This window comes from Lactobacillus sp. UMNPBX16, from assembly GCF_002553775.1.
GTDB lineage: Bacteria > Bacillota > Bacilli > Lactobacillales > Lactobacillaceae > Lactobacillus > Lactobacillus crispatus.
Map to the genome: position 1 here is coordinate 1 of NZ_PCYU01000038.1, position 13,238 is coordinate 13,238.

At 37.4% G+C, this 13,238-nt stretch carries 16 protein-coding genes; 11 read left to right on the top strand and 5 right to left on the bottom strand.

Annotation, left to right across the window (positions count from 1 at the left end):
• The first annotated feature begins 2 nt into the window (after positions 1-2).
• From CP367_RS08515 to CP367_RS08530, 4 genes are read left to right on the top strand one after another with little or no spacing between them, the layout of a single operon-like run.
• On the top strand, positions 3-683 hold the full coding sequence (locus CP367_RS08515) for an NEAT domain-containing protein (protein ID WP_089150841.1): 681 nt from the start codon (positions 3-5) through the stop codon (positions 681-683).
• On the top strand, positions 680-1,561 hold the full coding sequence (gene isdE, locus CP367_RS08520) for a heme ABC transporter substrate-binding protein IsdE (protein WP_065989602.1): 882 nt from the start codon (positions 680-682) through the stop codon (positions 1,559-1,561). Before CP367_RS08515 ends, isdE begins: the two co-directional genes overlap by 4 nt.
• Positions 1,562-1,566: 5 nt before the next feature.
• On the top strand, positions 1,567-2,493 hold the full coding sequence (locus tag CP367_RS08525; RefSeq protein ID WP_089146178.1) for an iron ABC transporter permease: 927 nt from the start codon (positions 1,567-1,569) through the stop codon (positions 2,491-2,493).
• The gene (locus CP367_RS08530; RefSeq protein WP_089146179.1) at positions 2,486-3,259 is read left to right on the top strand and encodes an ABC transporter ATP-binding protein; all 774 of its coding nucleotides are present in this window, start codon (positions 2,486-2,488) and stop codon (positions 3,257-3,259) included. The genes CP367_RS08525 and CP367_RS08530 overlap by 8 nt, the downstream gene beginning before the upstream one ends.
• 44 nt (positions 3,260-3,303) lie before the next feature.
• Here CP367_RS08530 and CP367_RS08535 read toward each other — a convergent pair whose 3' ends face one another.
• Positions 3,304-3,588, bottom strand: a complete 285-nt coding sequence (locus CP367_RS08535) for an HU family DNA-binding protein (protein ID WP_005719832.1) — start codon at positions 3,586-3,588, stop codon at positions 3,304-3,306.
• A gap of 523 nt (positions 3,589-4,111) precedes the next feature.
• On the opposite strand from CP367_RS08535, the gene CP367_RS11140 reads away from it, so the two are divergent.
• Positions 4,112-4,246 (top strand): hypothetical protein, encoded by a 135-nt coding sequence (locus CP367_RS11140; protein WP_005719831.1) that lies wholly within the window; start codon positions 4,112-4,114, stop codon positions 4,244-4,246.
• 89 nt (positions 4,247-4,335) lie between these two features.
• On the opposite strand, the gene CP367_RS08540 is transcribed toward CP367_RS11140, so the two are convergent.
• The 4 genes from CP367_RS08540 to CP367_RS08555 form a co-directional block, all read right to left on the bottom strand.
• Positions 4,336-4,629: a type II toxin-antitoxin system YafQ family toxin gene (locus tag CP367_RS08540; protein ID WP_013086638.1), complete on the bottom strand. Its 294-nt coding sequence runs from the start codon at positions 4,627-4,629 to the stop codon at positions 4,336-4,338.
• A 2-nt stretch (positions 4,630-4,631) separates the two neighbouring features.
• Complete coding sequence (locus CP367_RS08545) at positions 4,632-4,880, bottom strand: type II toxin-antitoxin system RelB/DinJ family antitoxin (RefSeq protein ID WP_005719828.1); 249 nt, start codon at positions 4,878-4,880, stop codon at positions 4,632-4,634.
• Positions 4,881-5,147: 267 nt separating this feature from the next.
• On the bottom strand, positions 5,148-6,071 hold the full coding sequence (locus CP367_RS08550; protein WP_005719826.1) for an N-acetylglucosamine kinase: 924 nt from the start codon (positions 6,069-6,071) through the stop codon (positions 5,148-5,150).
• A 62-nt stretch (positions 6,072-6,133) separates the two neighbouring features.
• The gene (locus CP367_RS08555; RefSeq protein WP_180707095.1) at positions 6,134-8,770 is read right to left on the bottom strand and encodes a YfhO family protein; all 2,637 of its coding nucleotides are present in this window, start codon (positions 8,768-8,770) and stop codon (positions 6,134-6,136) included.
• 90 nt (positions 8,771-8,860) lie between these two features.
• Here CP367_RS08555 and CP367_RS08560 point away from each other — a divergent pair, with 90 nt between their 5' ends.
• The 6 genes from CP367_RS08560 (at position 8,861) to CP367_RS08585 (ending at position 13,231) form a co-directional block, all read left to right on the top strand.
• A complete protein-coding gene (locus tag CP367_RS08560; protein WP_089146181.1) occupies positions 8,861-10,969 on the top strand; it encodes a penicillin-binding protein 2 in 2,109 nt (702 codons plus the stop codon).
• 75 nt (positions 10,970-11,044) lie between these two features.
• The gene (rpmG, locus tag CP367_RS08565) at positions 11,045-11,194 is read left to right on the top strand and encodes a 50S ribosomal protein L33 (RefSeq protein WP_003548272.1); all 150 of its coding nucleotides are present in this window, start codon (positions 11,045-11,047) and stop codon (positions 11,192-11,194) included.
• Between the two features lie 54 nt (positions 11,195-11,248).
• Positions 11,249-11,812 (top strand): 5-formyltetrahydrofolate cyclo-ligase, encoded by a 564-nt coding sequence (locus tag CP367_RS08570; RefSeq protein WP_089146197.1) that lies wholly within the window; start codon positions 11,249-11,251, stop codon positions 11,810-11,812.
• Between the two features lie 33 nt (positions 11,813-11,845).
• Positions 11,846-12,532, top strand: coding sequence for a rhomboid family intramembrane serine protease (locus CP367_RS08575; RefSeq protein WP_089146182.1), 687 nt, complete (start codon positions 11,846-11,848; stop codon positions 12,530-12,532).
• Positions 12,532-12,771, top strand: coding sequence for a YqgQ family protein (locus tag CP367_RS08580; RefSeq protein ID WP_005719816.1), 240 nt, complete (start codon positions 12,532-12,534; stop codon positions 12,769-12,771). Before CP367_RS08575 ends, CP367_RS08580 begins: the two co-directional genes overlap by 1 nt.
• 58 nt (positions 12,772-12,829) lie before the next feature.
• Positions 12,830-13,231: a rhodanese-like domain-containing protein gene (locus tag CP367_RS08585; RefSeq protein ID WP_005719815.1), complete on the top strand. Its 402-nt coding sequence runs from the start codon at positions 12,830-12,832 to the stop codon at positions 13,229-13,231.
• The last annotated feature ends 7 nt before the right edge of the window (positions 13,232-13,238 follow it).

The window sequence follows — 13,238 nt, forward strand, 5'->3', positions numbered from 1 at the left end:
ATTTGATTTTACAATCCGCCATTTTTGGTGTGACTGTTAGTGCACAAAGCGTGAGTTATCGTACTTACAAGTATGGCACGCATCAGACCTCGATGGCTGATGGCTACTATGCGCGTCCTGCTCAGGTTGTGGTAGACGACAATCAGTACCTGGTAACGATGACAATTCGCACTAAGAAAGATCTAAGTCCCTATCCGGTTCGGGTGTTAACGATTAATGGACAAGCACCGCTAAACGTAGTAAAAACGCGGCATGGCAGTGACTATGATTATCGCTATAGTTTTCGCACTAATAATTTAAAACGTGATATTTCTAGTCAAATTAAAATAGATGTGCCACATGTTTACCAAGCAACACACAATATTACATTTGCCTTTGACACTACGCAATTGCCTAAGTTAACAAATAAAAAAGAGCGAGCAAGTCATGCAGAAAGTGCGATAAAACGTAGCGCGCCACAGGTGAAAAACAAGAGTGTTAAGCCTAAGGAGCAATTGGCACAAAAGAAGCAAGCGGCAATAGCTAACAGGCAAATAGCACAGAATGCACGCAATCAACGTGCTAATCAACAAAGGCAGCGAAATTTTTATTATGTTATTTTGGCTGGAGTGCTTAGTTCGTTAATTTTAATTGGCGTTGCTGTTTTGATTGTCGTAAATGCCAAGGAAAGAAAAAGTAAATGAAAAAACGTAAAGGATTAATTATTGGTTTAATTATATTTTTAGTAGCAATCATCGGAGTGGCAATTGGTGCTAAACGATTGATTGATCAAAAAGTTGCCAATAATGAAAAGATTGTTGCCACAAGTGCAGCGATTACTGAAATTTTTGATAAATTGAACGTTAATTTAGCAGGGGTTCCAAAGACGCAGGCTAAGTTACCAGCACGCTATCAAAAGGTGCCCAAGATTGGGAGTCCAATGAAGCCAAGTGTTGAAAAGATTGCTTCTTTGAATCCCACTCGTGTCTATGCAGTCTCAACTTTAAAAGATCAGTATGATCAATCATTTAAAGAACAAGGCGTTAAAGTTACATATCTGAAGCTGGATTCAGTAGCTGACCTTGAAGCTACACTGAGTTCATTAGGCAAGCAGTATTACCGGCAGAGACAGGCTGATTATCAGATTGGCTTAATCAAAAAAGCCGTTAAAAAGGCTAAAGCACGTGTTCACGGTCGTAAGCCTAGAGTATTGATCTTGATGGGCTTGCCTGGCGCTAATTACATGATTCTAACTAATCGATCATATTTAGGTGATTTGGTCAGAATAACTGGTGGGGAAAATGTCTATCACTCTGATAGTCAGATTTATTTGTCACCAAGTAATGACTCGCTAGCTACTAAAAATCCAGATGTCATTTTGCGATTAGAACATGCTTTACCAAATGTAACTTTGCCACAATTTAAGCAAGAGTTTAAGAAAAATTCTGTTTGGAAGACGATGAAAGCCGTAAAGACAGGCAGAGTTTATGACCTACAGCAACCAGACTTTAATGCTTCAGCTAACATGAATGTTTCTCAAGCATTGAATAAATTAAGCAACTGGTTGTACCCTGGAAAGTGATCAAAATGAAGAAAAAGGTAATTTGGATAAACTTGATTTTAGCAGTTTTGTTAATCAGTACGATTTTCTTTGCATTAACTCACGGAGCAAGCAATTTTTCAATGCAAAAGATGACTAACAGCCAATTGAATATTTTGTTTAATATCCGTGTCCCGCGGATTATTTCGGCACTAGTAGCAGGAGCTAGCCTCTCTGTTAGTGGTGCCTTTTTTCAGGCAACTTTGCGCAATCCGATTGCAGAACCTGGAATTATGGGGATCTCTAGTGCAGCCAGTTTATGTCAATTGCTAGCGGTTATTATTTTGCCAGAAATTTTCTTTGGTAAAATTATTTTCGCGATTATTGGCGGACTGCTAGCGTTTGGGCTTCTTTTATTATTCCAAAAAAAGATGACGCCTTATCAGTTAATTATCATCGGAGTGGCATTGAATGCGGTGTTCACGGGGATGCAGGAAGTTTTCACTAATAATCAAAATAGTGGCAGCAGCCTGGCCACAAGTAGTTGGGGATCAACAATGTATTTATTGGTTATTGGCATAATAGGGCTGATTTGCGCGATTTGTTTTATGAATTGGGCTAATTACTTAAAGATCAATGATGAAGAGCTGACGTCTTTAGGTGTTTCTGCTAAAACCCTGCGTTTAGTCTTGATGCTAATTGCAGTGGTTTTGGCCGCAACAACAACGGCTTGCATTGGTGTTTTAGCCTTTATCGGAATTATTGTGCCACAGGTTGCTCGTTTGCTTTTTGGATATGATTATCAAAAAATCATTCCATTTTCGATTTTTGCTGGAGCTTGGTTTTTATTGTTCGTTGACACCATCGGCCGGGTGATTACAGCGCCAAACGAGATTGCGGCTAATATTATTTTGGCTATTGTTGGTGGTCCAGTTATGATTTTAATTTTATGGAAGAGGCAGAAAAATGCTTAAAGCGTCGCAGATTGATTTTTCATATGGGTCAAAACAATTATTTAATCAATTCTCTCTGAGCCTGCAGGAGAACCAGATTACGACTTTAATTGGTCCTAATGGATCTGGCAAGTCAACCTTGTTTCGCTTGCTTACACGGGCAATAAGGCCGTCTGCGGGGACAATTACGCTAGATGGGCAAGATATCTGGCAGCTAGCTGCGAAGGATTTTGCCAAAAAGGTAGCAATTGTCCACCAGCAGAATCAATTGTATGATCAGATAACTGTCAAGGAACTGGTTAAAATGGGGCGTCTGCCGTATCATTCCTTGATGGGGGATGAAGAAAATGGATCTGCTCGCCTTCAACAGATTATGCAGGAGCTAGAGATTGCTGATTTGGCAGATAAGTTTATAGCGCAATTATCTGGCGGTCAGCAGCAGCGTGTGTGGCTTGCTACAGCACTGGCGCAAGAGCCAGAATATCTTTTTCTAGATGAACCAACAACATACTTGGATTTGCATTTTCAGTATCGCTTTTTGGATTTAGTGAAAAAATTGAATCGAAAGCAGAATTTGACGATTTGCATGATTTTGCACGATTTGAATCAGGCTTTGCAATATAGTAATCAGGTAATTTTGCTCAACCAAGGCATGATTCAAAAGCAGGGCAGGCCAGAAGAGGTAATTACGGCGCAGGCGATTAGGCAAAACTTTGGCATAGATTGCGAGATGATCGAAACTGAGCAGGGAAAAGTCTTGTTAATGGCAGGTTCTGAGGCAAAATAAAAGACCACGAGAAAACTCGCGGTCTTTTTTGTAATAATAAATTATTACTTGTTAACTTCATCCTTGAAGCTCTTACCTGGCTTGAATGCTGGAACGTTTGATGCAGCAATTTCAATTTCCTTACCAGTTTGTGGGTTACGACCCTTACGAGCAGCACGGTGACGAAGTTCGAAGGCACCGAAGCCAACCAATTGAACCTTGTTACCTTCAGCAACATTGCTCTTAACGACGTCGATGTAAGCGTCCAAAATAGTGTTAATGTCTGTCTTAGTAGCATCAGTCTTTGCAGCGATTTGATCTACTAATTGTTTCTTAGAAATAGTTTCCATGAAAAATACCTCTTTTAATATAAACTACGATTACTTATTTTAACAGTAATCCGCGTATTTACAAGGGGAAACAGCCTCTTTAAAGAATTTTTTTAAAAAGGAAAGAAATTCTATGTATTTGAAGCGAAAAATATTGTATTCGCTATCAAAAATGTAGTTCATGTAATGATTCTTTTGTTTTGATTTGAAAAATTAACTTTTTTCAAAAAATTTAGACATTTTTTGCGTAATAAATGATGGGAGACAAGCCTAAATTTTGAATTCCAAATTTTGTACAGTGATGGAATATATAAGAGAGGTGAATAATCTTTAATTACACAAATCACATCCTCGAAATATGCTTAAACAATATCAATTAAGAACGTTGAAGAATGGATTAAGAATGGCAGGTATAAGACTATGAGCCTACTAACTTATAAAGGTTACCAAGGTACTTATCGAAGTTGAAAATGATACTTTATTTGGCGAAGTCTTAGGTCTAGAAAATACTTTTATTTCTTATGAAGGAAATTCTCTGGCAGAGTTGAAGAAAGATTTCAAAGCGGGTATTGATGATTATCTTGAGAATTGTCAATTGAATCATGAGCAACCAGAACAGGCTAACCAAGATGCAGCTAAGTTACAGTTGCAAAAATTATTATTAACATCATTAGCGTGATTGGAACAAAATAAAGCTCGAAACTTCTACAAATTGTAGTAACTTCGAGCTCTGCATTAATCTGTTTTTATTCAATACAACGCATGCTATTACATATTGGCAAATCGATCTAGTTCATCATGTGTTCCTAATGCAACCAAAACTAGGATTAGTTCATGTGTTTCTTTATCAATCCGGTAGTACAATAGCCAATCGTCATTATATTGACGATTAACGTGCATTTCGCGATTTTTTCCTACAGGGTGATCTTTATGTTTGGCTAGAAATTCTTTGTCATTGGTTAATATTGCTTCAACACAATCATCAACATAATCCATTGGATAATGTTTTCTTTCATATCTCTTGTAAGCGCGGTAGTAGCGCTTGGTAGGATTAACTTGCATGATTATTTCCGCATGGCCTTTTTGTATTCTTCAAAAGAGCTATAACTTCCATGATAAATGTGATTATCAGCTTCATAGTTCGCTTCATCTAGTTCTGTCATGGGTCTTAGTTCTAAAGGAATGCCATTACTTCTAACAATAGCTTTGAAATACATTCTAATTCCTGTTGATATATCAACCCCATATGAAGCAAGAATATCTTGAGCTTCTTTTTTTAATTTATCATCGATTTTTACACTAATTTGAGCCATAGTACAACCTCTATTCACAAAATGTATTACTTTATCTATATAGTACTATATACTATAAATACAAAATATCAATTTTTAGCGTTTGCTTTTAAAAGAATTTTAAAAGATTATAGGTAGTCTTATTATGAATACTAGGGGAAAAAACTAAAAGTGACATTTATATCTTTAATCGTAATACACCAGCAGAAATTTAAACATAAACAAAGCTCGAAGCTTCTACAAATTGTAGTAACTTCGAGCTTTTTGTAACTATTCAGAAAAGATAATTTAGCGGTCTTCGTGGTTAGTGAAGTAACGGTAGTCCTTACTCTTGTCGAACAATACGGCACGAGCGTTTTCACCGTTGGAGATTGAGAAGATAGCGTCAGGGTACTTGTTCTTAACTTCATCTTCTACCAATCCTCTAAGCATTTCGTTGTTAGCTAAAACTGAACCGGTTAAAGCAATCTTCATTGGCTTAGGATCTTCGTAACGGTCAAGACCGATGATGATGTCACGGGCTAACAGATGAGCTTGTTTCTTAATAACTTTGATTGCATCATCGCTGCCTTCATCAGCAAGTTGTGCAACGTGAACAGCCATTCCTGCAACTTCTGGGTTAGACATCTTGTAGAATTTAGCGTTACATTCATCCATGTGTTCAACGCCAAATAATTTAGTAAACATTTGAATCAAAGCGTTGTCTTCACGCTTGTCCCAGCTAAGAAGAGCAGATTGCATTGCTGAACGAGCAATTGCGTAACCTGAGCCTTCATCACCTAAGATGTTGCCGTAGCCACCAACTGCGATTAAGTGGCCGTTTTGTAAACCGTTGTAAACTGAGCCAGTACCGGCAATTACTAAGGCACCGTCATCACCTTCAAGACCAGCGTAAAGTGCTAAAAGTGAATCAGTAATAGCACGAGTAGGTAAGTTGTTAATTCTTGATGAAATAGTTGCGGCAACTTCTGGAGCATTACCGACAACTGAAAGACCGGCAATACCAACAAGAACGCGCATGCAGTCACCATCAACCTTGTCGATCAATTCGTTGATAGTGTCAGAGATATTCTTAATTCCGCCTTCGTAGTCAGCGTTAATTTGGCCTGGGCCGCCTTCTGCACGACCGATTTCCTTGCCAGTTTCGTCATATGCGATTGCAGTTGAGTGAGTACCACCTGCATCAACACCAATTTGGTATTTAAGAGCCATGTTGTAAATCTTCTTTCTATATTAATTTATCCGAATGATAACGTATACATTGTATTATATTTTTATACAGTAGGTCTAGTAAAAGTTTTGCTGTTAGCGCTAACAGCGGCTTTTTTCTTGCAAATTAATAAAATTGTTAAACTAATTAAGCTAACCAACATCCCCAGTAGAAGAACCCATGGTACATAAATTAATGTAATTTGATGTTTTCCTGGATTCAACTTGAAGTTTAAAAAAGCATTCATGAACAAGGTTTTATTCTTGTTAATTATTTTGCCATTATCTAAAACTAACCAGTTAATGTTATTAGGAATAGTTGACGCCAATGTCATCATCTTCTTCGTTGTGAAATGATTAGATTTGATGATCAAAGCAGATGTTTGTTTAAAGTTTGGTTGTTTTTGCTTAAAACGATGTATAATCTGCTCGAGCTTTTGTGTGTTTAAGCGCCAGAAGTGAATGCCACTAAGGTCTAGTTTATCTTTTTTTAGTTCAAAAGTAACTTGCAACCGTTGACCACGCTGGTGGCTACCTAGATTAATGAGACGGGCATTTTGATCACGTACTGCCAGATTAATATTAGCACCATTAACTGTCATTGAAATGGCATTATCATCGATCTCACCAGGCATTTCAATGTAGTAAGAATCATCAGTCTGTGGTTTGAAATTGAAAATGATGCGTGCGATTTGCTTATTGTTTTTACGATTATATTGTAGTTGATCGTTTTTCATACTAGTTACATTAATTAATTTTGCTTTAGGCCAATTGATCTGCTTAAACGGCTGCACTTTTGACCCTGTAACTGCTTGAAGGAATTTAGTTTGATTGCCAGTAATATCTAAAGAGTTAAAATTGATTTTTTGCGTTTTTTGTGATGTTAAAAAGAGTAGGGGCAAAGCGGCATTATTTTTCACTAGATATAGTTGGGCAAAGCGCTTTTGCAAATGATAATCGCTGGCGTCAACGCGGTGGTTGGAATTGTCATACTTCATTTGCTTACCAGACTTGAGCGTTGTGATTTCATCATTGGGCAAAAGATAATATTTGATTCCAAGTAAATCATCTGTCAAAGTAGTTCCGCCAAAATTAGTGTAGGAATTACTATTGTTTAGAAATCCCAGGTTGCTGATCAGGTTGAGTACTTTTTGATCAGAAATCGAATTAAAATTACTTAAACCGTAATAACCAGCGCTAAAAGGATCATCATCAGAACGATAGAAAGTCTTTTCAGTTCGGTAAAATCTAGAATCATGTTGATTTGCGTATTGTACTGCTTGGCTGACATTAGTGGTAAAGTTCTGATAATCGCTATTTTTTTGATAAGCTAAATTGCCTAGAGATAGTACTAGGTTGACGATTAACTCAAGCTCGATAACTAAATAGAAAAATGGCGCGGCAAAACTGTGTTGATGATAAATAAAGCCAATAAACAAGATTCCGAGGGCTAGAAAAGCTCCCGTGGCAATCTGCGCATCTTCAGTTAGAAAGTCAAAATGTGAGGCATTAAATACTATATAAACAATTAAACCTAAAGAAAATAGAGTCAGAAGTCCGGTCTGCCAGTAAGCTATACGTTCTTTTTGTTCTAATGCAATAACGCCTAGATTTAGCGCAAAAAAGATCAACACAAAGCTGAAACGACCAGGATACCAGACAGGGAATTGGCCTAAATGCCAGAGTAAAACCAGTGGTGTCCAAAAAAGAGAAGCAATTAAGAAAATGAGTAAAATTCCGTTTGCTAATTTACGCTGCCAGTTAATCTTTTTGCTTAAAAAATATAAAATTGTCAGCAACAAGAAAGGCATTGTCAGGTAAATGTTGGGCATCCCTTCCTGCATTTCATGAAAGTTATAGGCCCCTTCGGCTAACTTAGTCAGCTGTTCAACTGGAGAAAACTGCCAGCCCAAATTCCAGGAGGCAGTAGAACTAGCCTTGCCTTGCAACATTTCAACCAGAACGGGGAAGAGCATAAAGGCATCTAAAAATGAACCAGCGATACTTTTTCTTAAATAAATCCAGTTAAGGCGTAGGCGCTCCTGCTTATTGATGAAGAAAATTTTGCTTAACAGATAAAGCAAACCAAAGGCTAATGCCATAAATCCGGTATAAAAATTAGTGAACCAAAGCAAAAAGGTAATTAAAATTAACTTATTTTTTCGTTGGGCCAGCAAGCGGTCGATGGCATTAATCAATAAAGGAAGCAAAATCACAGAATCAAGCCACATCAGATTATAGTGATTGCCAATAACGTAGCCTGAAAGGGCATAAGCCGAACTAGCCGCTAAAGCGTAAAAGTGATTAGTGATTTTTTGCTTCCAATAGTAGTAGGAAGATAGTCCTGCCGCTCCAATTTTTAATGCGATAATAATTAAAATTGCTTGTGGCAAAAAATGTTGCGGAAATAAAAATAAGAGTAGATTGAAAGGACTGCAGAGATAATAGGCGTCAGTTGCTAGCATTGAACCGCCTAAACCATTAGAAAAGGAATAGATTAAGCGCAAGGGATGGGAGAACAAATTTCGCCTGAAGAAGGCAAGAAAATCAACATATTGTTGACCTAAGTCGACAGTGAGCACTCCATTTTTGCTGTAGAAAAAGTAACTCAAGAAAATCAAAGCCGGTAGCAAAAAACTAAGCCAGAAAAAAATATTTTTACGATTAATTGCAATGTGTCGTGAGTTAAGAAATTTAAGCATCATTAAAAATTATATAAGCTCCCTTATGAATTGTAGAATTGATGTTTACTTTTTGTTAAAATACATCTAGTTTTAATAAAGGTGATTTACGTGAATTATTTTAGAAAAAATAGTGGGACTGGCTCAAACAAGCATTCCTCAACTCCAATTAGAATGCGAATCATTCTAGGGGTAATTTTAGTCCTCTTTGCCATGTTAATTGGGCAATTGGCTTATTTGCAACTAGTTTATGGTTCACGTTTCAAGGCAGAAGTGCAAAAAACTGATTCAACTGTTGTTTTGCATCAAGTGCCACGTGGTGTCATGTATGACTCCAAAGGCCGCGTTTTAGTAGGTAATAAAGCAACCAATGCTATTACTTATACTAAGAGTGCCTCGACTACAACAGCAGATATTTACAAGATATCTAATGCCTTGAGTAATTATATCAAGATTAGCGATGAAAAGCCGACAAAGCAAATGGCAGCAGATTATTATTTAGCTAATGAAGATAATAATACTAAGATATCTAATGCTTTGCCGAAGTCAGCCAAGATTGATGCTGATGGCAATAAGAAGACTTCAGCTGAAATCTATCAAGCGGAATTGGCTTATGTTGAAAAAATGAATCCTAAACTAACCACTCGGCAAAAAACAGCGGCTTTAATCTTTAATAAGATTTCAGGGGCTTATACTTTATCCACGATTTATATCAAGAATAAAGGCTTAACCGATCGTGAAATTGCCCAAGTAGGTGAGCACTTATCAGAGCTTCCTGGTGTGGGTATCGGAACTGACTGGCAAAGATCCTATCCAAATGGTTCATCTATTCAAAGTATCATTGGTTCGGTTTCAACTGAAAAATCTGGTTTACCAAGTGATAGCTTGCAGTACTACTTAAGAAATGGTTACTCACGTAACGACCGGGTAGGTACTTCATATCTTGAAAAAGAATATGAACCACTTTTGAAGGGAACTAAGTCGACTAACCAGGTTATTACTAAATCGAATGGTAATATCCAGCAGACTAAGACTGTTTATAATGGTCAAGCCGGTGCCAGCTTAATGTTAACGATTGACGCTAAGTATCAAAAGCAAGTACAGGCTACTTTGAAACGGGTTTACAGTACAGCTGTTGGTAACGGTGCAGCAAGATACTCTAATGGTGCCTATGCCGTGGCGATGAATCCTCAGACTGGTGCTTTGCTAGCTGTAGCCGGGATTAATCGAAACACGAACACTGGTAAAACGACTGATAATGCTTTAGGTGTAATTAACCAATCCTTTGTTATGGGATCAGTTGTTAAGGGGGCTACTGTTGGTGGTGGATTAATTAATAAGGTTATTACTCCCGAAAACAATACTTTGCCTGATACGGCAATTTATTTGCCAGGTTCACCAGTTAAAAAGTCAGTTTATCCAGTTGGTACTTTCAGTTCATTGGATGCTGAAACAGCGCTGGAAGTCTCCAGTAATATTTACATGATGCACTTAGCAATGAAATGGGTTAAGGCTAGTTATGTACCGAAGAGCTACATTCGTATGCCAAACGATGCCTTTGACATTTTACGGCGTAATTTTGCTATGTTTGGCTTAGGTCAAAAGACAGGCGTTGACCTACCTGGTGAAGTGTCAGGAATTGAAGGTAAGTCATTTAATGACAAGGGTAATATTCTTTCCGGTTCTGTACTTGACCTAGCTTATGGTAACTATGATGCTTATACACCAATTCAATTAGCTCAATATGTGTCAACTATTGCTAATGGTGGTAAGAGATTGCAACCTTATATTGTGCAATCAGTTGGTAAAACTAGCAAAGATGGCAAGAAGATTTACATTAGCTACAATAAGAAGCCAAATGTCCAACAAGTAATTCCTTGGACGCTTGCGGAACTTAATGTAGTTCAAACAGGGTTCTATCGTGTTGTTCACGGTACGAATGGTTGGGGAACTGCTCACCCATTGAAGAATGTTAAGCCATCAATTTCTGGTAAGACTGGTACTGCACAAACTTTCTACTATGATGCTGAACACCCTAATAGAAAGCACAATATCGAATTGATTAACGCAACCTTTATTGGCTATGCTCCATCGAAAAATCCAAAATTAGCAGTGGCGGTTGTTTTCCCAGGATTAGACCCTGATGGTGAAGGAACATACACATTGCAAGTTGCCAAAGCAATGGTACAAGATTATTTCAAACTTCATTCAACAAAATAAAGAATAATACTGGTCAAACAGCTTGAAAAATGCTATTCTAGTACAGTCAGAATAAAAGTGTAGGTGGTGAAAAAAATGGCAGATAACATCATTTTAGAATGCACCGAATGTGGCGATAGAAGTTACTTATCTAAGAAGAACAAGCGTAAGCATCCGGAACGTTTATCCTTAAAGAAGTATTGCCCAGTTGAAAGACGCGCAACACTTCACCGTGAAACTAAGTAATAAACCAAGATAGCAGGCTACGTGCCTGCTATTTTTTGTTTTTTGGACAAAAAGATGGAAAAATCAGAATTAAGAAAAGAACAAATCAGTAAATTAAAAGAATTTGCCAATACTAAAGAAAAAAGAGCAGAAGATGCGATTTTATTAGAGAAATTAATGTCGACAGATCTAATTAGAAGAAGTCAGACGATTGGGGTAACTGCTTCTTTACCACTAGAAGTAGATACTTCTGAATTAATTGCTCGTTTGTGGGATAAAGGAAAAGAAGTTTATCTGGCAAAGGCACGAAGCGATCAAAATCATACTTTAGGCTTTTTACGCTATACGTATATGAGCAAATTGGTAAAATCTAAATTCGGTGTGGAAGAAGTCGCCGATGAAGATGCGAAAATCAATAATGATTTGGATTTAGTCATTGTGCCAGGTTTAGCCTTTGCCTTAGATTCGCATATTCGACTTGGCTTTGGTGGAGGTTATTATGATCGCTTTTTGGCTAAGCATGATCCTAAAACTGTTGCTTTAGCCAATAGCAAGATGACGTTCGATACTAGCATTTGGCCTATCGAAAAAACCGATATTCCGGTTCAAACAATTGTTACTCCTGATAAAATTTATTAAAATAGTCACAATGACGAAGATAAGGGGGATTAAATGAATACTCAACGAAAAATTAACCTCTCACAATCATTTGTGACTTTAGGAATTTTAGTAGTTTTATTAATAGTCTTTTTAGTTGAAGTGTTTTTAGGTGGCTCAGAGAATACCAATGTCTTGATGAAAATGGGAGCCATGAATAATTTTGCCGTGGTGGCTGGACACCAATGGTGGCGCCTATTTATGGCCCAGTTTTTGCATATTGGCATCATGCATTTGGTTTCTAATGCCATTATTATTTACTACATGGGGCAGTATATGGAGCCCTTAATGGGACATGTGCGCTTTTTAGTGACTTATCTTTTAGCTGGGGTCGGCGGCAATCTAATGAGCTTGGCTTTCAGTGCTGATCGCGGCTTAAGTGCTGGTGCCTCAACAGCTTTATTTGGTTTGTTTGGGGCAATGACTGCCATTGGCTTGCGCAATTTGCATAATCCAATGATTGCTTTTTTAGGTCGACAAGCCTTTGTCTTAGCTTTGATTAACTTAGCGCTTGATATTTTTGTGCCTGAGATTGATATCTGGGGTCATATTGGTGGCTTAATTGCTGGCTTCTTATTAGCGATTATCTTGGGCGATCGTGTAATGAAGACCTACAATCCTAAGTGGCGCGTATTGGCTGCTGCAGTGTTAGTCGTATATGTTGTTTGGACGGTTAGAACAGGAATGATAATTAATTTCTAATGAAAACTCTCTACGATGTACAACAATTATTAGAAAAATACGGAATTTTGGTTCATGTTGGCAAAAGAATTTGGGATATTGAATTAATGGCTTTAGAGCTCGACAATATCAATCGTGCCGGTCTGATTGACCAACATGATTATTTGATTGCCAAGATGATTTTGAGTCGAGAACATCGAATTGAAGTCAAAAATGAACAAAAAAAGGCGCTCAAAGATCCGAAAAATGATAGCCAGTAAATTAGTTTAGCGGTATCATAATAGATGTAAGTTTTTTATGAAAGGGCAGATTTAGTTTATGTCGAGTTTTTTAATTGTCTTAGATTTAGTTTTATTAGTCATTATTTTAGTCATGGTTGGTATCTGGGCTTGGAATAAAATTCAAGCTAAATCAATCGGTGGCGAATTGACTAATGAAGAATTTAAAGAAGGCATGCGTAAGGCACAAATTATTGATCTGCGTGAAAAAGAACCGTTTAAACGCAAGCATATTGATGGCGCTCGCAACTTGCCATATACCATGCTTAAGTATCAATATACTGAGCTTAGAAGCGACTTGCCAGTTTATCTTTACTCAGATTCAAAGACCATTACTTTGAGAGCTGCCCGTTTTTTAAAGAAAAAGGGTTTTGTTTCTATCCATTGGCTTAAAGATGGCTTTGAAGCTTGGGATGGTAGAACTAAGAAGTCAAAATATTAAATGAAAA